The 26,329-nt window shown below is 67.7% G+C and carries 23 protein-coding genes and 1 pseudogene; 1 reads left to right on the top strand and 23 read right to left on the bottom strand.

What is annotated here, in order from left to right:
* Window positions 1–16 precede the first annotated feature (16 nt).
* From icmH to ACY34H_RS28050, 22 genes and pseudogenes are all read right to left on the bottom strand, one after another.
* A complete protein-coding gene (gene icmH, locus ACY34H_RS28155; RefSeq protein WP_464980731.1) occupies window positions 17–1,360 on the bottom strand; it encodes a type IVB secretion system protein IcmH/DotU in 1,344 nt (447 codons plus the stop codon).
* The gene (gene tssK / locus ACY34H_RS28150; RefSeq protein WP_464980730.1) at window positions 1,350–2,726 is read right to left on the bottom strand and encodes a type VI secretion system baseplate subunit TssK; all 1,377 of its coding nucleotides are present in this window, start codon (window positions 2,724–2,726) and stop codon (window positions 1,350–1,352) included. The genes icmH and tssK overlap by 11 nt, the downstream gene beginning before the upstream one ends.
* Complete coding sequence (tagH, locus tag ACY34H_RS28145; protein ID WP_464980729.1) at window positions 2,713–4,155, bottom strand: type VI secretion system-associated FHA domain protein TagH; 1,443 nt, start codon at window positions 4,153–4,155, stop codon at window positions 2,713–2,715. The genes tssK and tagH overlap by 14 nt, the downstream gene beginning before the upstream one ends.
* A gap of 5 nt (window positions 4,156–4,160) precedes the next feature.
* The gene (locus tag ACY34H_RS28140) at window positions 4,161–6,125 is read right to left on the bottom strand and encodes a type VI secretion system Vgr family protein (protein ID WP_464980728.1); all 1,965 of its coding nucleotides are present in this window, start codon (window positions 6,123–6,125) and stop codon (window positions 4,161–4,163) included.
* A gap of 3 nt (window positions 6,126–6,128) precedes the next feature.
* Window positions 6,129–8,807: a type VI secretion system ATPase TssH gene (tssH, locus tag ACY34H_RS28135; protein ID WP_464980727.1), complete on the bottom strand. Its 2,679-nt coding sequence runs from the start codon at window positions 8,805–8,807 to the stop codon at window positions 6,129–6,131.
* Window positions 8,800–9,861, bottom strand: a complete 1,062-nt coding sequence (gene tssG / locus ACY34H_RS28130; protein ID WP_464980726.1) for a type VI secretion system baseplate subunit TssG — start codon at window positions 9,859–9,861, stop codon at window positions 8,800–8,802. The genes tssH and tssG overlap by 8 nt, the downstream gene beginning before the upstream one ends.
* A complete protein-coding gene (gene tssF / locus ACY34H_RS28125) occupies window positions 9,846–11,735 on the bottom strand; it encodes a type VI secretion system baseplate subunit TssF (protein ID WP_464980725.1) in 1,890 nt (629 codons plus the stop codon). The genes tssG and tssF overlap by 16 nt, the downstream gene beginning before the upstream one ends.
* Entirely contained in the window at window positions 11,732–12,250 is a 519-nt protein-coding gene (gene tssE / locus ACY34H_RS28120; protein WP_464980724.1) for a type VI secretion system baseplate subunit TssE, read from the bottom strand. The genes tssF and tssE overlap by 4 nt, the downstream gene beginning before the upstream one ends.
* Before the next feature lie 48 nt (window positions 12,251–12,298).
* Complete coding sequence (locus tag ACY34H_RS28115) at window positions 12,299–12,778, bottom strand: Hcp family type VI secretion system effector (protein WP_464980723.1); 480 nt, start codon at window positions 12,776–12,778, stop codon at window positions 12,299–12,301.
* 42 nt (window positions 12,779–12,820) lie between these two features.
* Window positions 12,821–14,308: a type VI secretion system contractile sheath large subunit gene (gene tssC, locus ACY34H_RS28110; RefSeq protein ID WP_464980722.1), complete on the bottom strand. Its 1,488-nt coding sequence runs from the start codon at window positions 14,306–14,308 to the stop codon at window positions 12,821–12,823.
* 3 nt (window positions 14,309–14,311) lie between these two features.
* Window positions 14,312–14,863 carry a type VI secretion system contractile sheath small subunit gene (gene tssB / locus ACY34H_RS28105; RefSeq protein WP_464980721.1) on the bottom strand — a complete coding sequence of 184 codons (552 nt, stop codon included), beginning with the start codon at window positions 14,861–14,863 and terminating at the stop codon, window positions 14,312–14,314.
* A gap of 79 nt (window positions 14,864–14,942) precedes the next feature.
* Complete coding sequence (gene tssA, locus ACY34H_RS28100) at window positions 14,943–15,968, bottom strand: type VI secretion system protein TssA (RefSeq protein ID WP_464980720.1); 1,026 nt, start codon at window positions 15,966–15,968, stop codon at window positions 14,943–14,945.
* 15 nt (window positions 15,969–15,983) lie between these two features.
* Complete coding sequence (locus ACY34H_RS28095) at window positions 15,984–16,850, bottom strand: PP2C family protein-serine/threonine phosphatase (protein WP_464980719.1); 867 nt, start codon at window positions 16,848–16,850, stop codon at window positions 15,984–15,986.
* Window positions 16,832–17,557, bottom strand: a complete 726-nt coding sequence (locus ACY34H_RS28090) for an anti-sigma factor (protein WP_464980718.1) — start codon at window positions 17,555–17,557, stop codon at window positions 16,832–16,834. Before ACY34H_RS28090 ends, ACY34H_RS28095 begins: the two co-directional genes overlap by 19 nt.
* Complete coding sequence (locus tag ACY34H_RS28085; RefSeq protein ID WP_464980717.1) at window positions 17,554–18,168, bottom strand: sigma-70 family RNA polymerase sigma factor; 615 nt, start codon at window positions 18,166–18,168, stop codon at window positions 17,554–17,556. The genes ACY34H_RS28090 and ACY34H_RS28085 overlap by 4 nt, the downstream gene beginning before the upstream one ends.
* A 138-nt stretch (window positions 18,169–18,306) precedes the next feature.
* Window positions 18,307–19,008 (bottom strand): C80 family cysteine peptidase, encoded by a 702-nt coding sequence (locus ACY34H_RS28080; RefSeq protein ID WP_464980716.1) that lies wholly within the window; start codon window positions 19,006–19,008, stop codon window positions 18,307–18,309.
* Window positions 19,009–19,044: 36 nt separating this feature from the next.
* Window positions 19,045–19,704, bottom strand: coding sequence for a hypothetical protein (locus tag ACY34H_RS28075; RefSeq protein WP_464980715.1), 660 nt, complete (start codon window positions 19,702–19,704; stop codon window positions 19,045–19,047).
* Window positions 19,705–19,738: 34 nt separating this feature from the next.
* Complete coding sequence (locus tag ACY34H_RS28070; RefSeq protein WP_464980714.1) at window positions 19,739–21,241, bottom strand: SGNH/GDSL hydrolase family protein; 1,503 nt, start codon at window positions 21,239–21,241, stop codon at window positions 19,739–19,741.
* A 557-nt stretch (window positions 21,242–21,798) separates the two neighbouring features.
* On the bottom strand, window positions 21,799–22,434 hold the full coding sequence (locus ACY34H_RS28065) for a flavin reductase family protein (RefSeq protein ID WP_464980694.1): 636 nt from the start codon (window positions 22,432–22,434) through the stop codon (window positions 21,799–21,801).
* Between the two features lie 140 nt (window positions 22,435–22,574).
* A pseudogene (locus tag ACY34H_RS28060) lies at window positions 22,575–23,087 on the bottom strand (LysR substrate-binding domain-containing protein); the annotation flags it as partial.
* 165 nt (window positions 23,088–23,252) lie between these two features.
* Window positions 23,253–23,513: a TetR/AcrR family transcriptional regulator gene (locus ACY34H_RS28055; RefSeq protein ID WP_464980745.1), complete on the bottom strand. Its 261-nt coding sequence runs from the start codon at window positions 23,511–23,513 to the stop codon at window positions 23,253–23,255.
* A gap of 59 nt (window positions 23,514–23,572) precedes the next feature.
* Window positions 23,573–24,082, bottom strand: a complete 510-nt coding sequence (locus ACY34H_RS28050; protein WP_464980713.1) for a hypothetical protein — start codon at window positions 24,080–24,082, stop codon at window positions 23,573–23,575.
* A 612-nt stretch (window positions 24,083–24,694) separates the two neighbouring features.
* Here ACY34H_RS28050 and ACY34H_RS28045 point away from each other — a divergent pair.
* A complete protein-coding gene (locus ACY34H_RS28045; RefSeq protein ID WP_464980712.1) occupies window positions 24,695–25,189 on the top strand; it encodes a MarR family winged helix-turn-helix transcriptional regulator in 495 nt (164 codons plus the stop codon).
* Window positions 25,190–25,277: 88 nt separating this feature from the next.
* Here the strand turns inward: ACY34H_RS28045 and ACY34H_RS28040 are convergent, their stop codons facing one another.
* The gene (locus ACY34H_RS28040; protein ID WP_464980711.1) at window positions 25,278–26,321 is read right to left on the bottom strand and encodes a LacI family DNA-binding transcriptional regulator; all 1,044 of its coding nucleotides are present in this window, start codon (window positions 26,319–26,321) and stop codon (window positions 25,278–25,280) included.
* Window positions 26,322–26,329 lie beyond the last annotated feature (8 nt).

Raw genomic sequence — 26,329 nt, 5'->3', positions numbered from 1 at the left:
ACATTCAGGTGCAGGGTTAGCGTAATGCCGGGGAGGCGGTGACGACGATATCGACACGGCGGTTGCGGGCGCGGTTGGCGGCACTGTCGTTCGGGGCAACCGGCTCGGTGTCGCCACGGCCTTCGCTGGCGAAGCGTTCCGCCGCGCCGGCCCGTTCGGCCAACAGCGCCGTCACGTTGCGCGCCCGTGCCTTGGACAGATCGAAGTTCGACGGCAGGCGTGCGGATAGCGCGGGGCGTGTGTCGTCGGTATGACCGGTGACCACCACCCTGCCGGGCACAGTGGCCAGCGCGTCGCCGATGCGGTGCAGCACGGGCAGCAGGCGCGGCGCGATCTCGTCGCTGCCGGAGGCGAAGCCGCCGTCGCCGCGCAGCGTGATGACGGAACGGCCGGCGCTTTCCGTCACCTCGACCGCCCCGCTCGCCACATCGGCCGCCAGCAGACCCGCCAGGCGTGCCGGAACGGGACGCTGTGCCAGCGGGACGACCGCGCGCGCCGGCGATACGTGAACCTGCGCGCGCAGCGCTGCCAGCCGGGCATACACGGGGTCCGATTGCCGGCCGAGCAGCCAGCTGAAGGTGAGCTGCAACAGCAGCAGCGACAGTGCCGCCCCGCCGGCCACCAGCCACGACGCCCACGCCGGCCCGCTCGACTGCGCCTGCGGCTGCCCGCGCCAGTGCGGCGACAGGTCCTGTTCGTGGGCCCCGCGCTGGCGCGCGATCAACGCGAGCAGGCGTTCGCGCAGCAGCGCCAGCTGCTCGTGGCCACGCTCCATCACCCGGTAGCGCCCTTCGAGCCCAAAGGCCAGGCACAGGTACATCAGCTCCAGCACATGCAGGTGCCGGCCCGGGTCGGCGCTCAGCCGTTGCAGCACGACGAAGAATTTCTCGCCGCCCCACGCCTCGTTGTGGAATGCCACGAGCAGGCTGCGCCGGTTCCACACGGCGGCGCCCCAGGGCGTGCCCGACACGGTTTCGTCGATCAGCGTGCACAGCGCATAGCGGGCGGCGGCGATCGTCTCCGCTTCGAGGCCGGCACCGCGGGCGTCGGCCTCGAAGCGGCGCACGGCGTCGCTGAGCCGGCCGCGCAGCACATCCAGGTCGGGTGCCGCCGCCGCGCCGCGCAGCGGCAGCACCAGCCCGAGCAGCGGGTTGGCGGCGCGCACCAGCGGGTTCAGTCCCGCCCCTTCCGGCAACTGGCCGGCGGCCACGCCCAGGTTCGCCGGCTGCGCGGCTTGCCGGCGCATCGGGTCCGGCTGAACGGGCGCCAGCGGAGCGGCCGGGCGGCGCGCGCCCGGGTTGGGCACCAGCAGGGTGCGGTCCGGGTCCAGCCCGGTATCGTGGTGGTCGTCAGGCTGCATGTCGGGATGTCAGGTTGCGGATCGCCCAGAACTGCAGGCGCAGGCCGGGGAAACTGCCGGCGATGTGCATGGCGAAGCCGGCGGAGTTGTTCAGTTGCTGCCAGTAGTCGCTGCCGCGGTCGAGTTCGAAGTACGTGTGGCCGGCAAGGTAAGGCAGCTGGCGCGGCGCGACCGGCAGCGGGCGCAAGGGGATGCCGGGCAGTTGCAGGTTGACCAGGTCGCGGATGGTTTCCACCGAACCGATCTTCACTTGCGGCGGAAAGCCGCTGCGTACCGCATCGGGCGCCACCTGCGCCTGCACCGCCAGCACGAACTTGGCCGACCGCAGCAGCTCGCGGTCCGGCAGCACGGCGACGCGGATGCCGAACTGGCGCTCCTCCAGCGTCAGCGCGACCGCCTGCGGATCCATCACGGCCGACAGCGAGCGGCGCAGGTCGAGCATCAGCGGCAGGAAGCTGGGCGCGATCGCGTCGTGGCGATACGGCGGATACTGCGGCGCGCGCTTGTCGGCCCGGGTGAAGGTGGCCAGCTCGCCCGCCAGCGCGCACAGCGCGCGGTACAGCTCTTCCGGATGCAGCGCCGCCGTCTGGGCCAGGTGGGCCACCGCCGGCTCGCTGCGGTTGAGCAGCTGCAGCAGCAGGAAATCGGCGATCTCGCCGGCGCCGCTGGCCTGCGGCTGCGCGAGCCGCGCAGCCAGCGCTTCGGCGCGCTGGTGCAGCAGGCCATGCAGCTCGGCGAGGAATCCGGCCAGCGGCGGCGCGGCGCGCAATGCCAGCGCCGGCGGGCAATACGCCGAATCGAGCACCACCTGGTTGTCGGCACGTCGCTCGATCACATGGGCGATGCCCAGCGTCGCGCAGCCATCGGCCACTCCCTCCTGCAGCGCCAGCCGCAGGCGCAGCTTGCCGATCTCGACGCGGGCGCTGATATCGAGTCCGTTGCTGTCCCATACCTCGGCCTCGGCGCGGCGGTGCCTGGCGCCGCTTCCAGCACCATTACCGGCACCATTGCCGGCACCATCGCCGTCGTCGACTTCGGGCACGCCGTGGCGGCGCAGCGGCAGCGCCAGCACCACGGTCATGTCGCGTGCCTCGGGCGGCACGTCCAGTGGCAGCGGGATATCCCCGTCGCCGCCCAGCCCGAATGGGGTGCCGTCCGGCAGCACGCCGCTGCAGGCGCGCAGCGCAATCTTGCCGAGTGCGAGCTGCGGCACGTCCAGCTCGATGTGCGTCAGGCCCCATGCATACGGGCGCAGCGCGCCGGCTCGGCCCTCGAGGGCCGCATCCAGGTGACGGTCGTGCTGCTGCATGTGCTGCGGCTGCAGCAGCATGCCTTCCGACCAGATGACTTTGCTATTCCACGACATGGCTGCTCCCTGGTGAAGTTGAATGATGGCCGCCGCGAAGCCGTTCGACCTGCTGCTGGTAGGCGACGGCGAACTGTTCGCCGAACAGGCGCTGCAGGTCGTCGTCGGCGTCGCGCACCAGCTCACCGTAGGACGCCACCAGGCGGTCCCACAGGCGCGCCTTGTGCCGGGCCGGCAGCAGGCGATCGAGACGGCCGCCGGTAGCCAGCCGCTGCTCGACCCGTGCCGGATCGAAACGCTGCACGACGACGGCCAGCGCGGCGCGCATGCCGGCGATGACGGCCAGCTCGTGCGCCTTCAGGTCGTCGAACGCGGCACCGAAGGCCGCCTGCGCCGCCAGGTAGCCAGGTGCCTCGGCGCCCAGCATCTGCGCCAGCGCCGTATCGGCGTCCGGGAAGAATTTCAGGGGGTTGTTGGCACGGGAGGCGATCATCGTCATGTCAATGTGGCTTTCCCGCTTCGTCAGCGCGCGCGCCGTCAGCACTTCCATCGTCCCTCGGGTGGCCGCGCGCAGCAGTGCGCCCGCCAGCCGCGCAGTCTCCTCGGGCGGCCGGTCGGCGCGCCACTGCGGCAGGCCGAGGCCTTCCATCAGCGCACGCAGCACATCGCCGCCGCCGGCCGGTGTTGGCGATGGATGCGTCGGGACTGGTGCCGGCACGGCGGGAGGCGCCGTGGTGCGTGACGGAACCGCTGGCGCCGGCGCAGCAGCGGAACGGCCGGCAACGAACAGGCTCGCCAGCGGATCATAGTCGGCCGGAATCGACGGCGGCGCGTAGGCCTGGCGCTCGGGCGGCAGGTGGTCGGCCGGCGTGCCGGTGCCGGCCGGACCGATGGGGATTGCCGGTGAATCCGGCAGCAGCCCCAGCGGATCGACGGGCGGCGCATCATCGCCGTTGCGCAGGATGCCGGCCACGGCCAGCGCATCGGCCGGCCCGGCTGGCGGTGCCAGGAAAGAGGCCGATGGCGGCGCAATGAAAGGCACCGATGGCGGTGCAGCAAAGCGTGCCGGCGCGGCGATCATCGTCGCCATCGCATCCGGCTCCGGCACGGCCGGCACGGCTGCCAGCACGGCAACGTCCAGCAGGTAGTCGCCGATCGCCACGAGGTCGCCGTCGGCCAGCGCGGCGGTGGCGCCCGCGCCCAGCGGCCGGCCGTTGACGAGACTGGGATTGGCGCCCTGGTCGGCCAGGCAGAACTGCCCGTCCGTCACCATGACCACCGCGTGCACCCGCGAGATGTACTTGCCGGGGTCGTCCAGCGCCAGCAGGTTGCCCGCCGCCCGTCCAACGGTGCCGCCCGCGCCGTCGAAGCGCGCTTCCAGTGCGGTGGGCGGCGGCTCGCCGCGGTAGCTGCGTACCCGCAGCACCAGGACGGCTGCGGCCTCCCCGCTGTTCGTATCGTTCATGCCTTCCCTTTCAGTGATGTCCATGGCGTTCATTGCTTGCCGTCGTCGGCTTCTCGCGGGTCCGCCGGCCGCGCCGGCGGCAGCATCGTGGCGGCCAGCACTGCAGCGGTGGCTGCCGTGGCGGCCGACGGCATCGGGATCGGCATGGCTGACGCCACGATCATCGCCGGCCCGATGGTGAGGAAACTGGCGCCGGCCTTCAGCGTGATCGTGGCGCCCGCCTCGATGACGACATTGGTGCCGCCCTTGATATGCAGGGACGTCCCGGCGTGCAGCCCGGCCCGCGTGTCGCCCGCCAGTACCATGTCGGCTCCGGCGGACAACGCCATGGCGCCGTCGGTCCGTTCGCGGCGCACGCCGCCCACGGCCAGGTGCCGGTCGCCACCGGTCCTTTCATAGCTGTCGCCCACGGTCAGCAGGTGGCGGTCGCGCCCGACCCAGGCAAGGAAGTCGCGCCCGACCCGATGCTCCAGATCGCGCTGGGCATGCATGTAGAATTGCTCGGCGCCCTTCCTGTCCTCGAAGCGCAGCTCGTTGTGGCCGCCGCCCCCGGGCGACGATTCGCTACGGACCGTCGAGCGCGTGGCCGATGCCGGCAGCGGATACGGCGGCATGTTGTCGGCGTTGTACACGCTGCCCGTGACGAGCGGGCGGTCCGGGTCGCCCTCGAGGAAGCTGACGATCACCTCCTGGCCGATGCGGGGCACGAACATTGCGCCCCAGCGCCGCCCGGCCCAGCCCTGGGCCACCCGCACCCAGCATGAACTGGCTTCGTCGTCGCGCCCGGCGCGGTCCCAGTGGAACTGCACCTTGATGCGGCCGTATTTGTCGGTCCAGACTTCCTCGCCGGCCTTGCCGACGACGATGGCGGTCTGCGGACCGAACACCACCGGCTTGCGGGTAGCCAGCGGCGCCCTGTAATCGCGCTGCTTCGGCATCACGTCGAAGGCGCACGTGAGCAGCGGCTCAGGCTCGGCCGGCGAGGTCGCCTGGTACGGGTCGGAAGCGAGCACATAGTCGGCCGCCACGACGAGGAATTCGCCGTTCTGGTCGGCGCGCGGATGCTCGGCAAGCCGGAACAGCGTGCCTGGAAACAGCCCGCGCGCACGCGTGGCGCCGCGCACTCGCTGGTAGCTGGTGTGCAGCGCATCGAGGCGCACGCGGGCAGCGGCGTCGCCATCGGCCCGCGCGCTGAAATTGCCGGGCCAGTCGAACAGTTCGTGGTCGGCCTGCGCGTGGCCGCGCACGGTGGCGGCCTTGACCAGCAGATTGGCGGCGGGCTGCTCGAAATCGAAATCCTTCAGGACCTGCACCCCCGGCTCGACTTCGGCGCCCATGTGCCACTCGTACACCACTTCGCTCTCGCGCATCGCGTGGTCGGCGGCCGGCATGTACAGCAGGCTGGCATAGCCGGGCGCCGGCGCATGGGCGGCGTAAGAGTCGGCCAGCACCAGCGTGTGGCGCCTGGCATCGCAGCGGAAGAAGTAATAGATGCCCGCCGCCTCGAGCAGCCTGCTGACGAACTGGAAATCCGTTTCGCGGTACTGCACGCAGTAGGGCAACGGCCGGTAGGCGCCGCCCAGGCCGGCCGTGTCGACGTCGGCGATTGCATACGGCGCAAACACGGCCTTGACGATGTCGGGCACCGACTGCTCCTGGAAGATGCGGCAGTCCGACGAGCGCGTGAGAAACCACAGCCACGGCCTGACCGTGGCCTGGTACGTGCTGAAGCGCCCCTGGCGCCCGGTCAGCGCGAAGCGCGTGACGAGGCCTTGGAAGTACCGCGTGCCGCCGCGCGGCAGCGCGATGCCGACGGACAGCGGCGTCGCCAGCAGCGCGTCCGGCTGCAGGTCGGCACGCTCGCTGTACAGCTCGAGATCGTAGCGGCTCAGCTGCGACAGCGCCTCGCTGCCGCGCATGCGGCGCAGCAGCAGCACGTCGGCACCGAGCACGCAGGCGACGTGGACGTCGCGCCTGTCCTGGGTGGTCGCCATCGCCTACCGGCTCCCGTAGTCGTAGGCCAGTTCGCCATCGCGCACCTCGACGGCGACGCTGGCGATGGCGGCGCGCGCGTCCGTGCCGGCGTCGAGCAGGCGGCGCAGGAACTCGGCGCTGAGCGCCGGCAGCAGCGTGTTGGTCAGGATCGCGTCGATCATGCGTCCGCCGCTTTCCAGCTCGGTGCAGCGGCTGGCCACCAGCGCCACCACCGCGTCGCTGTACGAGAACGGCACGCCATGGCGCTCGGTGATGCGGCGGCCGATCCGGTCGAGCTGCAGGCGGATGATGGCGGCCAGCATGTCGTCGCCCAGCGGGTAATACGGCACCGTCACCACCCTGCCCAGCAGCGCCGGCGGGAAGACCTGCAGCAGCGGTGCCCGCAGCGCCGCTGCGATCGTCTCCGGGTCAGGCGCCGCGTCCGGATCCCCGCACAGGCGCGTAATCAGCTCCGTGCCGACGTTCGTCGTCAGCAAGATCAGCGTGTTGCGGAAATCGATGACGCGGCCTTCGCCATCCTCCATCCAGCCCTTGTCGAACACCTGGAAGAACAGTTCGTGCACGTCGGGATGGGCCTTTTCCACTTCGTCGAGCAGCACTACGCTGTACGGCCGGCGGCGCACGGCCTCGGTCAGCACGCCGCCCTCTCCGTAGCCGACATAGCCGGGCGGCGCGCCCTTCAGCGCCGATACCGTATGCGCTTCCTGGTATTCGCTCATGTTGATGGTGACGAGGTTCTGCTCGCCGCCATACAGGGTCTCGGCCAGCGCCAGCGCTGTCTCGGTCTTGCCCACGCCCGACGTGCCGGCCAGCAGGAACACGCCGACCGGCTTGCCCGGATTGTCGAGCCCCGCGCGCGCGGTTTGCACGCGGCGGGCGATCATGTCCAGGGCATGGCGCTGGCCGATGATGCGGCGGCCCAGCGCATCGGCCAGGGCCAGCACGCCGGCCACTTCGTCGCGCATCATGCGGCCGACGGGGATGCCGGTCCAGTCCTGCACCACCGCCGCCACGGCATGGCGGTCGACCGTGGCCAGCACCAGCGGCATCTCGCCCTGGCACGCCGCCAGCTCGTCCTGCAAGGCGCGCAGCGACTCCAGCTGCTGCTGGCGCGACACCTCTTCGTCCTCAGCCGCGTTGCCGGTCTTGCATTGCAGCGCGGCACGCAGCGCCAGGATGCGTCCGACCAGCGCCTGCTCGGCGGTCCAGCGCGCGGCGAGCGCCGCTTCGCGTTCCCGTTCCAGCGCCAGCGCATCCTGCAGCTGCGCCATCCGCCCGCCCCCGTCGATGCCGATGGCCGCTTCGCGCCGGACGATGTCGCGCTCGGTTTCCAGCGCGGCGATGCGGCGCCGGCTGTCGTCGACCTCGGCAGGCATGGCGTGCAGCCCGATCGCAACGCGCGCGCAGGCGGTATCGAGGACGCTGACCGCCTTGTCCGGCAACTGCCGCGCCGGGATATAACGGTGCGACAGCCGCACTGCGGCGTCCAGCGCCTCGTCCAGCACCTGCACGCCATGGTGGCCTTCAAGCGCCGAAACGATCCCCCGCATCATCAGCAGCGCGCGCGCCTCGTCGGGCTGGTCTACCTCGACTGCCTGGAAGCGCCGCGACAGCGCCGGATCCTTGTCGATGTGCCTGCGGTACTCGGCGAACGTGGTGGCGCCCACCGTGCGCAGCGTGCCGCGCGCCAGCGCCGGCTTGAGCAGGTTCGCGGCGTCGCCGGTGCCGGCGGCGCCGCCCGCTCCGACCAGCGTGTGGGTCTCGTCGATGAAGAGGATGACGGGCCGGTCGCTGGCCTGCACGTCGTCGATCACGGCGCGCAGCCGCTGCTCGAACTCGCCCTTCATGCTGGCGCCGGCCTGCATCAGGCCAAGGTCGAGGGCCAGCAGGCGCACGTGGCGCAGCGCCGGCGGGACGTCGCCGCGGGCGATGCGCTGGGCCAGGCCCTCCACCACGGCGGTCTTGCCGACACCGGCCTCGCCGACCAGGATCGGGTTATTCTGGCGGCGGCGCATCAGGATGTCGATGACGCGGCGGATCTCGTCGTCGCGGCCGACGATCGGGTCCATGATGCCGGCACTGGCCTGCGCCGTCAGGTCGGTGGTGAAGCGGGCCAGGGCCTCGCCCTTGCCTGGCGCCGTCGCGGCGATCGCGTCGGCCGCCGTACCCGGCTCGCCGCCGCCTTCGCCGCCACCCATGTCCGCTTCCGGCGATGTGGCGAGCAGCGCCGCATGCCGCTCCACCAGGTCGTCGGTGCCGATCCGGCCGAACTGCGCCGACAGGCCGAGCAGGGCGTTGCGCAGGCCGCTGGTCTTCAGCAGCCCGACCAGCAGGTGGCCCGAACGCACCCGCGCGGCGCCGAACATCAGCGTGCCGTACACCCACGCGCGCTCGACGGCTTCCTCCAGCTGGTGCGACAGGTCGGTGATCGACGCGGCGCCGCGCGGCAGCCGGTCGAGTGCGGCGATCAGGTCCGCCAGCACCCGGTCGCGTTCGATGTCGTACTCGCGCAGCACGCGGTGCAGGTCCGAATCCGGCGCCTGCAGCAGCTGGTGCAGCCAGTGCGCCAGTTCGACGTACGGGTTGCCGCGCAGCTTGCAGAACACGACGCTGCTCTCGACGGTGCGGTAGCACAGCGTGTTCAGTTTCCCGAACAGGGCGGTGCGGCTGATGTCAGCCATGGGAATCTCCTTTCGATAGTGTTGCATGGGGTGGGCCGCTGCGCAGGCGCAGCTGGCGATCGTCATGGTCGGGTGCCCGCGAGCCGAGCCAGGTGCTCCAGCCGAGCCGGGACTCCCGGCCCAGCCGCAGGCGTGGCACCGTTTCCCTGGCGATGACCGGCACCAGCTCCCAGTCCAGCGCCGGGCCGGCGTACAGGCGCACCCAGTCGGCCAGCTGGCGCATCCCCGGCGTGCCGGGCAGCAGTTCCCGGGCGCGCTCGAAGTCCAGCGGGCCGACCAGCAGCCGGAAGCGGTGCTGCGCGTTCCAGACCCGCGTGCCCAGCACCGTGTCGTGGCCGAGCCGCACGGGGTGCCGTCCGCCGCGCAGCCGCGCCAGGCCATCCGCCGGCAGGCGCAACCAGCCGCCGGCGAATTCCTGCACCGCCACGGGTGCCTCCAGCCAGTCGCCGAGGATGGCCGCCAGTCCGGCCGCGCTGCGCTGGTGCGGTCCGAGCCGGCCGGCATAGTGCAGCTTGGCGTGATCGGCCACGCCGTCGCGGGCAAGCAGCGACGGCATGCCGATGCCGACCAGGGCGCCGACATAACGGGCATACGGGTCGTCGCCAGGGCGGTCGAAACCGACCGCCGGCTGGGCGCTGGCCCACGCGCGGTACAGCAGCGTCATCATCCGGTGCTGCAGCATGTCCAGGAAGCGCGCCGGCGTGGCGTCGTCATGGTGCCGCGCGCGTTCGCGGATGTATTCGGTCAGGTGCACCGGCATCGGCCCGTTCGCGCCCAGCAGGCCGAAGAAATGCAGCAGCAGTCGCGGCGCCTTGCCCTCCCCGCCGGCTTCGCCGTCGCCGCCAACCTCGCGTTCAAGCGCGGCCAGCATGTGGGGCTCGAACGCCAGCGAAGGGTGCTGGCCGAGCCGCAGCGCCTCGTCGCACGGACGCCGGGCCATGCCGATGCGCGGCAAGGCCGGATGCGCGCATTCGACCAGCCGCAGCGCGGCGTAAAAATCGAACGACGCCGGATCGGCAGCCAGCTGGTCCAGCAGTGCTACAGCGTCGCGCATCGCCCCACCCTGGCCGGCCAGGCCATCACGAGTCCCCGCGCCGCCGTGTGCAGGCGGGTTTCGGTAAAGCTGTTCAGGCTCGTGTACTTGGCGAAGAACTGTTCGAGCAGCATGCCGAGCACGAACACGCCGCTGCCGGTGAAGGCCGCGTCGTCGAACTCGACGGTGACCAGCAGGCCACGGCCGAAGCTCGCCGGCCCCGGCAGCGGCAGGCGGCGTACCACCGCTTCGGCGCGCACCGCGCGCAGGCCGTCGATCTGCCGCTGGGCCGCCAGATCGCCGCGGGCGCAGTACAGGCGCAGCATGTCGCGCAGTGCCGTGGCGCCGGCGCCGCCCGGTTCGTCGAGCAGCGACAGGTAGTTCAGCGACAGGTGGCTGGCCAGCCGCCAGGCCGTCTCGCCCTGCGCATGCGATGGCGTCGGCACGCTGGGCCCGGCCACGCAGCGCACCGCGCGCACCGGCGCGCCGGCGCCGAGCGTGAAGTCGGTGCGGCCGGCGCCGAGCGTCATGCCCAGCACCAGGTCGCGGTTGGTGCACAACGTTTCCACGCCCAGTTGGCGCAGCTCGCCGTTCCACGGCGCTGCGCCCGCATCGACCAGCGTCAGGAACACTTCGCTGCCGACATAGCCGGAACGCGCGCCGTCGCGCTGCTGGCGCGCCGACAGCAGGCGCGCATCGCGCCGCACCTGGTAATACGCGCCGGACCGGGCTCCCTGCAGGTCGTTGGCGCGGTAGAACGGCTGGAAGGCCTGCACCGCGCCGCTGCCGCTGCCGTAACCTTTCACGCCGAGCACCTGGTATACCTCGAAATCCATGGGCCGCGTGCGGTCCGGCACGACGTGGAACTCGGCCTGGCGATCCGACAGGTGGATGCGGTCGGCGTTCCTGGGAAACAGGTTGATCGCCGGCGTGCAGTACAGGCCGAAACTGGCCGTGTCGACGGCCTGCTCGAGGGCAGAGTCGCACCTGCGCAGCAGCACGACGATGTCGACCTCGTTGCCGGAGCAGTGCCGCAGTGCCGGCCCCAGTGCGCCCAGTTCGACGAACATGAAGCGCTGCGGCAGCGCGAAATACTCCTGCAGCAGGCGGTAGCCCTCGAACGTGCGCGGCCCGTTCGGCAGCAGCGCCTCCTGCTCGGCGCAACCCAGCGGGCGCACCGCATCGGCCGGCACGAAGCTGTGCGATGCCGCCTGTTTCGTCTCGCCGGCCGGTATCACGACGATGCCCGCGACGTCTGCCACGAGTTGCTCCAGCAGGCGGCCGGGCACCGCCTCGCTGCCGCGCAGGAACAGCGGCAGCGCGTCCAGCGACAGGTCGGCGAACGCCAGGCCGGCACCGCAGCGAAGCCGCAGCCGCAGCGCCGCCTTCACCGGCTCATTCGTTGCCAAACGCGAGAGGTCGATGCCGTCGAGCTGCTGGCCGCAAGGCCGGTAGCTGGCGTGGACCAGTTCGACCGGCCACAGCGTGACGTCGTGGGCGGTGCGGAATTCGCAGACCGTCTGGTCGCCCTTGCCCAGCATTCCGTGCAGCGCGCTGCCGCGCGCCACGCGGTAGCCGTGCGCGAGGCTGCCCTCGTCCATGTCCGGCTGCAGCTGGACCACCGCCATCGACGGCGTCGGCGCCAGGTAGTGCGGGTAGACCAGCTCCAGCAGGTGGTTGGTGAAGCGGGGGAACTCGGCGTCGATCTTCAGCTGGACCCGCGCGGCCAGGAAGCTCACGCCTTCCAGCAGCCGTTCGACATACGGGTCGGCGCAGGCTTCCGTCTCCAGGCCGAGGCGCCCGGCAATCTTCGGGAAATCGCGCGCGAACTCGCCACCCATGCCGCGCAGGTGTTGCAGTTCGGCCTCGTAGGCACGCAGCAGGTCCGGATTCATCGCAGTCCCGCCGCATCCAGGTCGAACAGCCGCACGGCACCCAGTTCGAGGTCGAGTTCGGTGCGGACATATAGCCGCTCGGGCAGCGGCAGCCCCCACAGCTCGCCCTGGATCTCGAACGCCAGGTGGTTCAATCCGGCCGCCGACCGGCCGCTGGCGACGACGACGCGCACGCTGTCACGCAGGATGCGCGGCTCGAAATCCCAGATCGCCTGGCGGATCGCCCGTGCCACTGCATGGCGGTCGAGGCTCGACGCGGTCTTGCCCGCCAGGTCCGGCAGGCCGAAATTGAGCACCGACTGTACCGCCAGCGGCGCGGCCTCGAACGCCACCGCGGCGGCGGCCAGGCTGGTGGTGTTGAGCAGCCAGCCCAGATCGCGCAGCACGGCCGCGCGCAGGCCGCGCAGCGACAGCACGCGCTGCTCGCGCGACTCCAGCGGCGCCTCGCTGGAGTCGTCGCTCAGGCGGTCCAGCAACGCGGGCTGCAGCCGGTCGCGGCTCAGCAGCTCAGCCATGTCGGCTTCCGTGGCGGCTTGCCGGTCGTGTCATCGGGAGCGCGCGCATCAGAAGGTCGCGTTGGTTTCGAGGTCCCACTTCTTCGGCGTGCCGGTGACGACCTTGTCGCCCGTGAACGAGTCGTACTGGTAGCTGATCTTCGTGAAGTTGATCGAGAACGTCTCGCTGGGCCGTTCACCGCCGCTGCTGACCGAGTAAGAGCTGACGATCGCTTCCTCCAGCTCGATCTTGAGGAACACCTGCTCCTTCTTGTCGGCGCCGCCCGTATGGATGAAGTGCAGCTCGGCCTTGCCCAGGCTCATGCCGCAGACGGCCTGCATGAACAGGTCCGCCGAGGCGATGTCGGTAGCCTTGCTCAGCGAGATTTCGGAGAACGACGGATTGCTCGTATCGCGGTCGGCACCGCCACCACTGCTGGAGATGGCGCGGCCGACGCCCATCTGGATGGAATCGATGGTGATCCACTCCGTATGGCCGGCAACGGTGGACGTGCCCTTGATGGGCTTGGCGAATTTCAGCAGAATCATGAGTTACCTCTGGGTTGGAAATGTTGGTGGACCGCGCGCGGCTCAGCTCTTGGCGGAAGGCAGTTTCGACACGAGACGCAGCGACACGGTGAGCCCTTCGAGCTGGTAGTGCGGGCGCAGGAAGAACTTGGCGCCGTAGTAGCCGGGGTTGCCCTCGACCTCCTCGACCAGCACTTCGGCGCCGGCCAGCGGCTTGCGCGCCTTGTCGGCATCGGTGGCGGTGGCCGGGTTGTGTTCGACATAGCGGCCGATCCAGTTGTTCAGCCACGTCTCCATGTCGCTGCGCTCCTTGAACGAGCCGATCTTGTCGCGGACGATGCATTTCAGGTAGTGGGCGAAGCGGCACGTCGCGAACAGGTACGGCAGCCGCGCCGCCAGGTTGGCATTGGCGGTGGCATCCGGATCGTCGTATTCGGCCGGCTTGTGCAGCGACTGGGCGCCGATGAACGCCGCCAGGTCGCTGTTCTTCTTGTGGACCAGCGGCATGAAGCCATTCCTGGCCAGTTCCGCCTCGCGCCGGTCGCTGATGGCGATCTCGGTCGGGCAGGTCATGTCGACGCCGCCATCGTCGGTCGGGAAGGTGTGCACCGGAAGGTTCTCGACGGCGCCGCCAGATTCGATGCCGCGGATCTGCGAGCACCAGCCGTAGCGCTTGAACGAGCGGTTGATGTTGACGGCCATTGCATAGGCCGCGTTGGCCCACGTGTAGTCGGCGGCGCGTGGCGCGCCCGTGGTTTCCTCGAAGTCGAATTCCTCGACCGGGTTGGTGCGGGCGCCGTATGGTGCGCGGGCCAGGAAACGCGGCATCGCCAGGCCGACATAGCGCGCATCCTCGGATTCGCGGAACGAGCGCCACGCGGCATGTTCGGGCGTCTGGAACAGCTTCGCCAGGTCGCGCGGGTTGGCCAGTTCCTGCCACGAATCCATCAGCATCACGCCGGGATCGGCGGCGCTGATCAGAGGCGCGTGTGCGGCCGCCGACACCTGCGCCATCTGGGTCAGCAATTCCACATCCGGCGCGCTGTTGTCGAAGTAGTAGTCAGCCACGAACGCGCCGTACGGCTCGCCGCCAAACTGGCCGTATTCTTCCTCGTACAGCTTCTTGAAGACGGGGCTCTGGTCCCACGCCACGCCCTTGAACTTGCGCAGCGTGCGGTGCAGTTCCTGTTTCGAGATGTTCAGCACGCGGATCTTCAGCGTTTCGTCGGTCTCGGTGTTGGTGACGAGGTAGTGCAGGCCACGCCAGGCGCTTTCCACGGCCTGGAAGCCGGGATCATGCAGCACATGGTTGATCTGCGCGGTCAGCTTCCTGTCGATCTCGCCGATCAGTCCTTCGATCGTGGCGAGCACGTCACCGCCGACGACCGCCGCCCCCTGCAGCGCCTGCTCGGCCAGCGTGCGCACCGCATCCTCGACGGCGTCGCGCGCCTTGCCGGAGCGGGGCTTGAACTGCTGCTGCAGCAGGCTGGCGAAGTCGTCGGATTCCAGCACGGCGAGCGCCGGCGCGGTCTGTTCTTGCATCATGTTCATCGGTCATTCCTGTGGTTGTGAATCGGCTTGCCCCGACACGCCGGCGCCGGCCGGACGCGGCACGGCGGCCAGGGCCTGCATCAGCGCCGGGTCCCGCAGCAGCCGTGCGATCAGTTCCTCGGCACCGGTCTTGCCGTCCATGTAGGTGAGCAGGTTGGCAAGCTGGCTGCGCGCTTCGAGCAGCTTGCGCAGCGGCTCGACCTTGCGGGCGATCGCGCCAGGCGTGAAGTCGTCCATGCTTTCGAACGTCAGGTCGAGCGCCAGGTTGCCCTCGCCGGTCAGCGTGTTGGGCACGCTGGCAACCACGCGCGGCTTCATTCCCTTCAAACGGTCGTCGAAGTTGTCGACATCGATTTCGAGGAACTTGCGCTCTGCCACCGGCGGCAGCGCTTCGGCCGGCTTGCCCGACAGGTCGGAGAACACGCCCATGACGAACGGCAGCTGCACCGTTTTCTCGGCGCCGTAGGCTTCGACGTCGTATTCGATCTGCACGCGGGGTGCGCGGTTTCGCGCAATGAATTTCTGACTGTTTTCCTTGGCCACGATAAGCTCCATTCAAGTGTGGACGTTCGACCGGGCGCCCGCGTCAGCGCGGGCCCGGATGCTTTGACTACCGATACGGTGGAGGTGCCGGCTATGGCGCCGGGCGCACGCCGCTGACCTGCGCCAGCTGGCCCAGGCCGTCGGGCGCGAGCTCCCGCAGCAGCTCGATGAAATTCTTGTCGACCAGGCCGATGGCCCGTTGCAGCAGCAAGGGCACCGGGCTGGCCGGTTCGTGGCGCGCATACCAGCCGCATACGCGTTCGAGCTGGCGCACGACATCGGCGCGGCTGGCGATCTCGCCATCGCGCGTCACGGCCGGCGGTGCGGCCGACCCGCCCTCCTGCACTGGCACATCCGCGCTCTCCGCGGCAGGGCCGATCCTGTCGCGGTAGGGGCCGATCGCCTGCAGCGCGCGGCGCAGCAGCCCGGCGAGCGGCGCGGTATCGAGGCCGGTGCCGGCGGGCAGCCGCGCGGCCAGTTCCGTGTCGATGGCCAGCACGCTGCCGGCGGCCGATTCCAGCGCCGCCGCCGTCGCGGCCAGCGTCTCCGGACCCGCCGCGGCGATGGCGGCTTCGATCACCACCGGCGCCGCGGCGGACGCGCCCTCTCCGTTCGCCGCGTTCTCGAAGTCCTGCAGCGCGAAGGTACCCACCGTACGCGCCGAAACCAGCGGCGCGGCGCGCAGCTCGCGCAGCAGGCCATCCGCATGCACCAGCGCGGCCAGCGTGTTGATACGCAGCGTGGGGTCGAAATCGTCAGCGGGGTCGAGTTGCGGATGCACGTCGTCCCACTGTGTTGCCAGAAGCGCGGCCACCAGCGAAAGCCCGGCCGCCAGGCCGGCGATGCCGTCGAGCCCCAGCAGCGCACGCGACAGGTGCACCGCCACGCGCAGGTCGCGGCTAGTCGCCAGCAGGCCCAGTGCCTGCTCGCGGATCGCCTTCCAGTCCGGCGCGGTGGCCACCGTGATCGTGCTGCCGTATTGCACCTCGGGCTTGCCTTTGACGGCTTCCTCCAGCGCCAGGAACCGTGGATCGTATTCCAGGTTCGCGCCGCAGGGCCGGGCCTCGTCGAGTGGTGCGGCCAGGGCCGCGATGATGGTCGGGTTGGTATCGTTCATATCGCTGTTCGCTTGTCATGACGACTTACGCAACGGCGCTGCGATTGGACGCGGACGGCCGGCTTTTTTTCTTGCGGCTGCCGGCACCTCGTCGAACCGCACCAGCACCGCCGTGACGTTGTCGCGGCTGGCGTACTGGCGCGCCAGGTCGAGCAGGCCCGCGCACGCTGCATCCAGCGGGGCCCGGCGGCACAGCAGCGCCGCGATCTGCGCATGCGGTACCCAGCCATGCAGGCCGTCGCTGCACAGCATCAGCAGGTCTCCCGCGCGCACGTCGTGGAAGGCCAGCTCGGGGACCACGCCGGGCGCCGGGCCGATCGCCTGCAGCAGCAGATTGGCCGGCGGCAGCGTACCCGGGGCGCCCGACTCCAGCGCCAGCTGGTACGCGGTCTGGTCGCGCGTCAGCTGTGTCAGCACGCCGTCGCGGCAGCGGTACAGGCGACTGTCACCGACATGGAAGGAAACGATGGCGTCGAGCCCGGGCTGGAACTGCAGGCCGGTAAGCGTGCTGCCCATGCCATGGCCCTCCGCATGGCCGCGCGCACGGTTCGCCTGGTACAGCGCCGTATTCGCGGCCTCGACGGCCTGGCGGAGCACGACCAGGCGATGCCAGCGCGGATCGATGTCGGTGGCATCGGCATCGGCACCCGGCGCCGACCGAGTCGCTTCCGCTGCGTTGCCGGCCAGGTGGCGCACCAGTTCGGCCAGCGTGCCGGTGCTGGCGAACTCCCCTTCGGCATGGCCGCCCATGCCGTCGGCCACCGCCGCCAGGCGCAGCGCGGCATCGATGACGAAACGGTCTTCGTTGCGCTGGCGTACCGCGCCCGCCTCGCTGGCGGCGCCGGTGCGCATGGCCAGGCGGCCTACCAGAACTTCACGCATGGCCCCGTCAGCACGAATGGGCTGGCCGGTACCGCGGCCGCGGGGTCCGTCTCGAAGCTCACGGCAAGGCGCGGTACCATGGCGAACACCTGTTCCGCCGGCGCGCCCAGCGTAACCGTGCGCATGCCGGCGGCGGGCACGTTGGCGATCGCCATCGGCGCGCCCCGGGCCGGCAGTGCCCACAGGCGCGCCACCCGGCCGGGCGGAACCGCCAGCGGCTCACGCAAGCGTATCGTCATCGTTTCGCCGTGGCGGTGCGACCCGACCGTCACGATCGGCGTGCCGACGTCGTCGGACAGGATGCCGACATAGCTGGCCGGCAGCGCGGCCGACATGTGGTGCATGCCGAACATGTGGGCATTACTGGACACGAAGGTGACGGCAACCAGGCCGCCGAATGCAAAGCCAAGCGCCGGGTTCAGCCAGCGGCGCTGCCAACCGCGCCAGAACGGGCGCGCGGCTGTATCGGCCGCGGCCGGGGCGCGCAGGCTCGCGGCGATCCGTGTCCACACGGCAGCTGGTGGGGCCACCGGTGCGATGGTGCTGAACAGAGGATCGAGTCGGTTGTTCCAATCGGCCACCGCGCGCTGCACGCGGGCCGAGTTCGCATGCAGGTGGGCGAAACGGCGCCGCGCGCGGCCGGCCATTGTGCCCAGCACGTAGGCGCCCGCCAGTTTTTCGAGCAGCTCCGGGCGCTCGTAGTTCATCGCGATCTCCCGGCCAGGGCCTGGCAATCCGCTTCCAGGCATTTCCTGAGCCGGTCCAGTCCGCGGCGCACCCACGCCTTCGCCGTCCCCAGGGGGACGCGCAGGTGCGCCGCCAGTTCGGAGTGCGACAGGCCGTTGTAGAAGGCCAGCGCCAGCGACTGGCGTTGTGCCGGTTCGAGCTGCGCCATGCAGCGGTTGACGGCAACCGTCTCGGTGGCGGCCGCGAACAGTTCGTGCGGATCGGCATGGGCGGCGTGGTCCGCCTCGGCGTCCTCCGGTCCGTCGAGACCGGCCTCGAGCGGTTCGGTGAGTTCCGTTTCGGTCCTGGCCTTGCGCAGCCGGTCGAGCGCCTTGTTGCGCACAATGCTCATCAGCCACGTCATCGGCGTGGACAGGCCGGCGGCATAGGTGCCGGCCTGCTGCCAGACATTGATATAGGCATCCTGCAGGGTTTCCTCGGCCGCTGCGCGGCTGCGCAGGAAGCGCAGGGCGACGCCGAACAGGTGGGCGCTGGTCAGGTCGTAGAGCTGCCGGAAGGCCGCCTGGTCCTTCAGCGCGACGCGGCCGAGCAGATCGACCAGGCGCTGGTTTTCGGGGGTGTGAGTATGCATGGTCCTGGTGATTGAGTGGAGTGCCGACATGGCATCGGCACCGCGCTCGTTGCGTGGTGCCGATGCCGGACCTGTCTACCTACGCTGCGGATCACTGCCTGGATGCACGATCGTGCGGTGGGTGGCCACTTGTTCGTATCACACGTCGATGTCGCTGGAATAGCGGCTGGATGCAAACCCTCTGGCGTCGCAGGAGAAGACGATCTTGCTGTTGGCCTGCTTCGGCACATGGTCGCCCGGGTCTTTCGACCCATGCCGGCGCGTGGTCTTTTTTCCCTCGCTGTCGACGATCACGTTCTGGACCCGGGCGTGGACCTGGTTGCGCAGGCCGTGCTGGCACAGCCGATGAATCAGGTCGCGGGCAAACGACTGTTCGCTGAGGGCCGTGGCATTGATCGCGGTGGCGTCGGAATGCACATGCGCCATCCCCCTGCCAGCCTGGCAGGAAGTAATGTTGACCTTGCAGTTACTGGCGAATCCCATGCCGACCAGGAAATTCGCCATTGCCATGCCCCCGATGCCGCAGACGGTCGCCAGGCTGCTGTTGCCGTGGCCACGCAGGATAAGTTCCGACTGATCGGTAAGGGCCGTCAGTCTCGTCCTGAATTCCCGCAGCGCGGATGCCGGCATCAATTCGCTGGGCAGGACCATCTGGCTGCTTATTCCAACCGGCATGTAGTCGTGGTAGGCGTTCCCTCGCGCGCACAGATAGGTCAGGGTGTCGACCACCCATCCATCGCCCTTCAACCGCTTCCGCAAGGCGGCGGTGCCGTCATCGATCGACTGGTCACCGTTTGCACCTGTCTTGTCCATGAACTGGATGATCAGGATCTTGTCCACGTTTCTCATTGTTACCCCTCGGGAGATGCCGCTGTACTAATAAGGCGTACCATCGATCTTGCACAGTAGCCTGGCGTAATCGGCGTGCCCTGTCCCATTTCCCTGGGGCCCGGCGAAGGCGGCCATGTGTTCGCCCGCAGTCAGCTCCTGCCATGCAGGCCCGGGGGCAATCTGGCGCTTGGCCCATGTCACGGCAGTGCCATACTCCTTTGTCATCTTCTGGACACGCAGCCAGTCCAGTTCGGTGAACGCCGTACTCTCCAGGACCGCCTTGACGAACTTCTGCACGTACACCGAGCGCGCGCACTCGCTGAAGAGAAGGATGACGACGCTGCGATGCTGTTCATTCCCGTCGGCATAGAGATTCGGGCAGTTCAGCGCTTTCTCGATCACTTTGGGAGTCAGGAGGCGCGGCCATTGATGGTTGTATTTGTCCTCCGGCCAGAATTTCACCGCCTGGTCAGGGCCGCCCGCGGTCGCACCGGTGACCTTGAAATTCTCGCGCTCGACTTGTATGAAGCCGTTCCTGGGCTTGTATTTCGTACCATAGGGGATTCTCCAGGCCTTTCCTGTGCCGCTTACGCCGACGGGGCGCGCGGTTCCTTCGTTCTGGTGCCATGCGCGCATGGCCTGGACCATTGCGGAATTATCGAAAACTTCGGAGTTGATCCTGAAAATCGGTTCCGTGTTTGCCATTCGAGAGCCTTTTTCTGAGTAATGTCTGTGACGATCAGTGCCTGATCGGCGTCTGCACTATGTACGACGGGCTTCCACGGTTGGATGCGCCGGCCGCGTCCTGTTTTGCCGCCAGCCGTTCCCGCCCGATCCAGCCGCGCTGCGCCAGCCGCTCGGCAACATGGCGGGCGATCAGCGCGTGCTCGAACGGCGTGGGGTGCACTTCGTCGGCGAACATGTAGCGTGCGACATCCTGCGCGACAAGGTTGTCGGCGGTGCACACGAGCGAACTGCCATCGAGCGGGTTGGTCCCGCATGCGGGGGTGGACGTGTTGGTCAGGCCGTGCCGCGCCGGGTTCAGCACGTGTTCGCGGCTCAGCGCACGCAAGTCCACGTACAGAACGCTGGCGTTGCCGGCCACCCGGGTTGCCAGCGTTTCGTTGAACGCATCGACCATCGCCTCGACGAGCTGCCGTACCGGCTCATCCAGTGGCACGACGCCCGGAGACATGGCGAGGTCCGGCAGGTTGTTGACGACGACACGGGTGGCGCCGCGGCCCACGATCCGGTCGCTGACGATGGCCGCCAGCTCGGTGCCGGCGGCGGCCATCTGTCCGATCACCACGTCCGCATTGGTGGCGATGACGTCGCTCGCCGCTTTGCGGCCCGCTGCCATTCCGCTGGCATCGCCCGCTGCCTTCGCCGTCACACGCGCTTTCGCCACCAGTGGCTGGAATACGCGTGATGACGCCACGGCTGCATTGCCGGGTTGCGCAGCGGCGGTCGACACCGCCGCACTGACGATGCCTTCATCGCTGGCGCCGGTGCGCGCCGCTGCGTCGATCGCGGCAGCGATGCGCTGCGTGGCATCCGCCGAATCGGCCGCGCCGGCACCGAGCAGGCTGGCAAGCGTGCCTGCAAAGGTGCGCGCCGCCACGCGGGCGCCCTCGGCGGCGCCGGCCTTGTCGGCGGCAGCGGTTGCCGACGCGCGTATGCCCCGCAGCAGGGTCAGCGCGTCATTCCCGCCGGCCATGACGAAGACGATATCGCCGGCCTCGAATTTGCCGCCGCTCCTGGCCAGATGATTGTCGACCTGGGTTGTGACAGGAATCGTCAGCGCGCCCAGCGGCGAACCGGTCGCCGCGTTGCCGGGACCGGTGGGATTCGTCACACGGGCACCGCCCATCGCGTAGTTGAAGCAGCCGGCGCGATCCTGCACCGGCACAGACAGTCCCTGGTCGGCGCGGCCTTGCAGTCCGGTCTGCGCCGCGCACGGCGCGGCGCCTCCCAATGTCCCTGCCAGCACTTCCACCCATATCTGGCCGGTCAGCGCGGGATCTTTCGCCGCATTGCCGCCATTGATGGTGAATTTGCCTCCGCCGGCCTGGCTGATCGCGCCGACCGCATACGAGCCGACGTCCGACAGGCTGTCGCCGAACGTGATCTGCCGCGTGTAGGCAGGCGTGGCTGTGTCCTCGCCTTCGCGCGAGCGGTCGCCGCCGCAGGCGGCAAGTGTGACGACGGCCAGGACGGCCGGCGCAAAACTGAAGTAACGCATGAAATCTCCGAAAGAATGGGCAGCCGGACAACCGGGCGCGTGGCGCGGAGCCACGGGGGTTTGCCCTGCCACGGGACGGGCAGGCCGCGTTCAGTCGAAATACGCCGCCGATGGGCGTTCGGACGCAGGGCGGGTCGTTCGGGGTGCGGGTGGCGAGACGCGCGGGCATTCGCGGATGGCGAAACGCATGACGCGGCAACCGGGAATGCGAGGCCTGGACCACGAAGCCGGGAGATGTGAAGCGCAGGGAATGGCCGGCGGACCGCCGGCCTGAGGAACTGCCGAACATCCACGGCCGGTACCGTGCATGGCCGTTACCGCAAGCGAACGTGCCGCTTTACAAATCGTCCCGGTAGTTTTGCCTAGTCTTGTTGAGCTGCCTGTCAATGCCTTGCCAGATAGCGATTAGCCGATTACCGATAACCCGAGACAGCATCAGCCAGCCCGGCAGATCGTTCATGTTAGAACCGTCCTGCGGACTGCTCTGCTGGCTGCTACCGACTCACCTCCTGACCTCACGGAGAGATCGCCGATCGGACGAAAGCCGCCCGATATTGCTACCGGCCGGGCGGATACTCCGGTCGGCGCATGTGGAATAACTGTTCAGGCGTGATCTCGAAATAGTCCGCCGGCCCGCCTCCGCGCAGGATCGGGCGGGCGCCGGCAGTGTCGTAGATGCCCTCCTTCAGCAGGTGCCGTGCGATGTGTACGCCAATTACTTCACCCAGGACCAGCCAGTTGCCCGTCTCGGCACCGGCGGCCGATTGCAGGGGAATGATCTGCGTGGCGCGGCATTCGAAGGCAACAGGCGATTCCGACACGCGCGGCGTTGCGATCACGCTCGAAGCAGTGGGCGTCAGGCCGGCCAGTGCGAACTCGTCCACTTCCGGAGGCGCCGGGGCGCACGTGATGTTCATGGCTTCGGCCAACGGGCGCGTCGCCAGGTTCCACACGAATTCGCCGGTCGCCTCGATGTTGCGCAGCGTATATTTCCGGCCCTGGCTGGAAAAGCCGATGATGGGCGGCACGTAATTGAACGCATTGAAGAAACTGTAGGGCGCCAGGTTCAGTACCCCTTCCGCGCTGCGGCTCGATATCCAGCCGATGGGACGCGGACCGATGATGGCGTTGAAGGGATCGTGCGGCAGGCCGTGCCCTTGCGCCGGTTGATAAAAATAGTAGTCGTCGCTCACGCGAGCTCCTGGTCAAACGGCAGCAAGTTTCCTTATCCGCCGCGTAGTGGTTCAACTGAAATGACTGACGCCTTGCGCCGGGCCGCCGCGAAGCGCCCGCGCATTCGCCATGTCAGGCGAAGAATGCATCGCAGGGGCGACTACGCCGGTCCCGCGGCACGCGTTGCACCGAACATTTCCGCGATCGCCGTGCGCAGCCATGCGATGCCGGCATCCGCGGCGAACCGCTGATGCACATGCAGCTTGACCTCGATCGGAGGCAAGTCGAAGGGCAGCGGCAGCAGGCGGTAGGCACGCCCCCGGTTGAAACGCTCCGCTATGCTGCGCGGGAACATCAAGGCCAGGTCAGTGCTGCGCACGATCTCCGGCGCGGCGATAAAGTGCGGCAGCTTGAGCACGACATTGCGCTGGATCTCCAGCTGGCCCAGCCATTTCTCGGTCAGGCCATGCCCAGTCGCGCCGCTGTCGGTGACCACATAGCGCAAGCGCCCCAGCGCTTCGCGGGTCAATGCCCGCTTGCCTTCCGGGTGTCCGGAACGGAGCATGCACACATACTCGTCGTGGAACAGTGTCTGTGACTGGCAGTCGCTGGACAGGCCGGGAACATAGCCGAGCGCGAGATCGATTTCGCCCGAACGCATGCCGCTTTCAACAAAATCGCTGCGGAGCGCCAGCTTCGGTTAATCCAGCCGGATTGACTTCGAGGCATCGTCTGACCGGTTTCATTGGACCGGACAGTGGCGATAAAACTCATGGCAGTAGAAGCACCCTTTTCACACAGTCGAATTCGACCACGTAAGTTGGCAGCGGGCGCACATCTAGTTGGGTGGCAACGACGCTGCGGAATCACAGGGAACTCTGCAAGCATCTTTCGCGGCGTCAAGAAGGCCAGCCTTAGTACCGAAATGATAATATACAGTACTGACGCTGATCCCGGCCACATCGGCTACAGTACGGACGGACGTAGCCGCATAGCCCCTCGCAGCACATAGCGTTACGAAAGCCTCGATCACACGCTGTCGGGTTTCCTTTGGTACCTCGGAGACGGGGACATATACACCATGAGGTAAGCGCCGCATCAACATGGCAGTCTCCAGCATTTCACGACGATGTGATCTTTGATCGCATGCTCCATCTGTCACCGTTGTATTTCCGGTGCGGTAGTTGTGCCAGTTCGTACGGGAACATTAGCAATGTCGTTTGCCTTGGGCGGCATGCAAACCGGTAGTGCCTGTCCCGGCAGCCGTACCGGCTCGGTATTCGCATGTTGCAGGTCGCGTTGCAACTGACAGCTGTCGTAGCTGCGCAGAAAGCGTGGCGGCAAGTAATCGACAGACCGGGCGTTAGCCAGCTTTGTCTTCTCCACGGCACGCTGCATTGCTGCAGCCGTCGTCTCAGGCCATCGGCCCGTGTCGACGCGATGCACCAGCGTGTGCCCGCTGGCCACGGTTTCCGCAGCGATAAAACCACAATGACCGGCGCTGTCCGTGTAGACCTGGCGCAGCATCGAGCCTTTCCCTGTCCGGTGCACCGCCTCTTCGTAGAAGAACTGGAAGGCAGGCGCGGAAATGGCATCGCCCAAGCCGTTCAGCGTCAGCACAGGCTTGGCGAGGTTGCCATCGAATACTCCAGTTGCGACAAAAGCCACGGCACGCGGATCGGCCGATAGACGCGCTATCCGCGCGTCTTCAGGTTATGCAAAGCAAAGCCATTTTTAATTATGTTTTGTAATGCTTTTACTTTATAACCACATTACGACAAATTCAAGCGGTTTCGCGGCGACGTGCACGATTTCTGTCAGCCTGAACTTCTAGCTGCGGGCGTTTGCCGGGGCGGTGTTGAGGGATGTGGAGCGCGTGCCGACCGATTTCCAGGTGCCAGGGCGACAGGAACAACGGTGCAATATCCTGCGCGATGTGGCTTGCGGGGTGCAATGCCGCGATGTCGGAAGCAGCCTGGTACGACGACTTCTGCCTGCTGCGTCCGGCTTGAGAAATGCGGTGCGGATGACACCTGGCGATATCCTCTGCACGCCTGGCGGGGTACCGGTACGATGACTGCGCGCGTACCGCCACACTGCCCAGCAATAGAGGTGCGCCAAGCGTCTGGCAGCATCACGATGCACGAAGACAGGGGACTGTGGCTTTGCGTGAAATAGCTTCCGACCAGCCATCAGTTGGGCCGGTTTGCCAGCATGACGACGCCAACATGACCATTACATTTGAAATATAATGATTCGCTTTACTCAGCAAATTTGCGTATGGCATCCAAACTGAAAGACACCAAGCTAGCCGCAGCGATACAGGACTGCGCCATTCAGCCGTTGAACCAGGATCTCCTGTTGAGCCTCGTCGGCTACAACTGCCGCCGTGCTTACCTGAGCATCATTCCGGATTTTGACTCGCGCATGGCGAAATATGATCTGCGGGCGGTTGATTTTTCAGTACTGAGCCTGGTTAACGCGAATCCGAATATCACCCAGAAACGCTTGTCCCAAGCGGTCAACGTTGCGCCGCCGAACATGGCGAGCCTGCTGGACCGGCTGGAGGAACGGGGGCTGCTCTTGCGTCAGCGGAATCCGCTGGACAAGCGCTCGCAGACGCTTGTGCTGACTTCCCAAGGATCTCGCCTCTGCGCTCGCGCCGAAAAGACCGTTAGCGAACTGGAAGCGGAGGCCACTTCGATGCTGTCCGGCGAGGAACTCAGCCAACTGTTGAAATTACTTCAAAAGATCTTTCTGAAGCAGGAGCAATGATCCCGTTATCAAACTGCCGCAGTACGTTCGCCAGCCGATCCGGGACGTTTGAAGTCACTTCTTGATTGTCTATCGCGCAGAAACACCTCTAGGCACTTTCGCGCGCAATCAGACGAAACCCTACATTGATTGTGTGCTCACGCGGAAGGTTACCTGCGGCGCGCTGCCGCAAGAGAGAAATTGCTTCCAAAGCGATACGCTTCCCATCAATGTCGATCGATGTGATCGTCGGGCGCATCTCGCCCGCCACCGCAGCATTACCGAAGCCGATGACGGCAATGTCATCGGGGACCTTCATGCCTGCCGCGTGTGCCTCCACGATAATCCCTTGAGCAAGCAGATCGGATCCGCAGACGATGACATCCGGTTGCACGCTTAATCTTCTCATGCGCGCGAAGGCGCCGCGTGCCTGGCCGAAGCGCAGGGGCGCCTGCAAGCTCTCTTCCGAGGGCGGCTGGTGCCCCAGTCCTTTCCAGACGTCAAGAAAACCTTGGCGTCGCTGCCGGGCGCGGGAACTCTCGCTGGTGACGAGATGCGGGCGGCCATAACCGCGCATATCGGCGAAACGGGCAACTTCTTCACCGACTGCCTTGTGCGAAAATCCGACGGCGATGTCGATCGCTTCGTCTGGCAGGTCCCAGATCTCGATCACTGTAATGTCGGCACGGCGCAGCAGATCGCGCAGATCATCGTCGATCTCGCTGGTCAGTATGATGGCATCCGCCCGACGGCTCAACGCAGCGATCACGACCTTACGCGTCTGGCCAGGATCGAAGCCCGTGAGCCCCAGCATCACCACGACGCCAGCCTTGGCCAACTCACTGGTCATCGACTCGATTGTCTCGCTGAATACGGAATTGGTCAGGGTTGGGATCTCGACCGCGACCAGATCGCTTTTCTGGGTCGCAAAGCTCCCAGCCAGCAGGTTCGGTATGTAGCCGAGCTCGGCAATTGCGGCCTGTATCCGCATCGCTGTCTCCTCGGCCACGACCGACGGCTTGTTCAGGAAACGCGATACTGTCGACGCCGATACACCGGAGCGTCGCGCCACGTCGCGTAATTTTGCACTTGGAATAGATGAGTTCAAATCAGACCTTTGGCGAAACAGCAACAACATGAAATTGCGTTGCAACCGGTTGC

Source organism: Pseudoduganella sp. jia 9, from assembly GCF_055502615.1.
The sequence above is the reverse complement of the archived record's forward strand: the minus strand, read 5'-3'. Positions and strand labels throughout refer to the sequence as shown.

Excerpts from the sequence above, each read along its gene's own strand:
- tssA (WP_464980720.1), bottom strand. The coding sequence starts at position 15,968 with ATGAACGATACCAACCCGACCATCATCGCGGCCCTGGCCGCACCACTC.
- tssF (WP_464980725.1), bottom strand. The coding sequence starts at position 11,735 with ATGAATCCGGACCTGCTGCGTGCCTACGAGGCCGAACTGCAACACCTG.
- tssC (WP_464980722.1), bottom strand. The coding sequence starts at position 14,308 with ATGAACATGATGCAAGAACAGACCGCGCCGGCGCTCGCCGTGCTGGAA.
- ACY34H_RS28115 (WP_464980723.1), bottom strand. The coding sequence starts at position 12,778 with ATGATTCTGCTGAAATTCGCCAAGCCCATCAAGGGCACGTCCACCGTT.
- ACY34H_RS28045 (WP_464980712.1), top strand. The coding sequence starts at position 24,695 with ATGGCATCCAAACTGAAAGACACCAAGCTAGCCGCAGCGATACAGGAC.
- tagH (WP_464980729.1), bottom strand. The coding sequence starts at position 4,155 with ATGGACATCACTGAAAGGGAAGGCATGAACGATACGAACAGCGGGGAG.
- ACY34H_RS28095 (WP_464980719.1), bottom strand. The coding sequence starts at position 16,850 with ATGCGTGAAGTTCTGGTAGGCCGCCTGGCCATGCGCACCGGCGCCGCC.
- icmH (WP_464980731.1), bottom strand. The coding sequence starts at position 1,360 with ATGCAGCCTGACGACCACCACGATACCGGGCTGGACCCGGACCGCACC.
- ACY34H_RS28070 (WP_464980714.1), bottom strand. The coding sequence starts at position 21,241 with ATGCGTTACTTCAGTTTTGCGCCGGCCGTCCTGGCCGTCGTCACACTT.
- tssB (WP_464980721.1), bottom strand. The coding sequence starts at position 14,863 with ATGGAGCTTATCGTGGCCAAGGAAAACAGTCAGAAATTCATTGCGCGA.
- tssE (WP_464980724.1), bottom strand. The coding sequence starts at position 12,250 with ATGGCTGAGCTGCTGAGCCGCGACCGGCTGCAGCCCGCGTTGCTGGAC.
- ACY34H_RS28055 (WP_464980745.1), bottom strand. The coding sequence starts at position 23,513 with ATGCGGCGCTTACCTCATGGTGTATATGTCCCCGTCTCCGAGGTACCA.
- ACY34H_RS28140 (WP_464980728.1), bottom strand. The coding sequence starts at position 6,125 with ATGGCGACCACCCAGGACAGGCGCGACGTCCACGTCGCCTGCGTGCTC.
- tssG (WP_464980726.1), bottom strand. The coding sequence starts at position 9,861 with ATGCGCGACGCTGTAGCACTGCTGGACCAGCTGGCTGCCGATCCGGCG.
- ACY34H_RS28075 (WP_464980715.1), bottom strand. The coding sequence starts at position 19,704 with ATGGCAAACACGGAACCGATTTTCAGGATCAACTCCGAAGTTTTCGAT.
- tssK (WP_464980730.1), bottom strand. The coding sequence starts at position 2,726 with ATGTCGTGGAATAGCAAAGTCATCTGGTCGGAAGGCATGCTGCTGCAG.
- ACY34H_RS28085 (WP_464980717.1), bottom strand. The coding sequence starts at position 18,168 with ATGCATACTCACACCCCCGAAAACCAGCGCCTGGTCGATCTGCTCGGC.
- ACY34H_RS28090 (WP_464980718.1), bottom strand. The coding sequence starts at position 17,557 with ATGAACTACGAGCGCCCGGAGCTGCTCGAAAAACTGGCGGGCGCCTAC.
- tssH (WP_464980727.1), bottom strand. The coding sequence starts at position 8,807 with ATGGCTGACATCAGCCGCACCGCCCTGTTCGGGAAACTGAACACGCTG.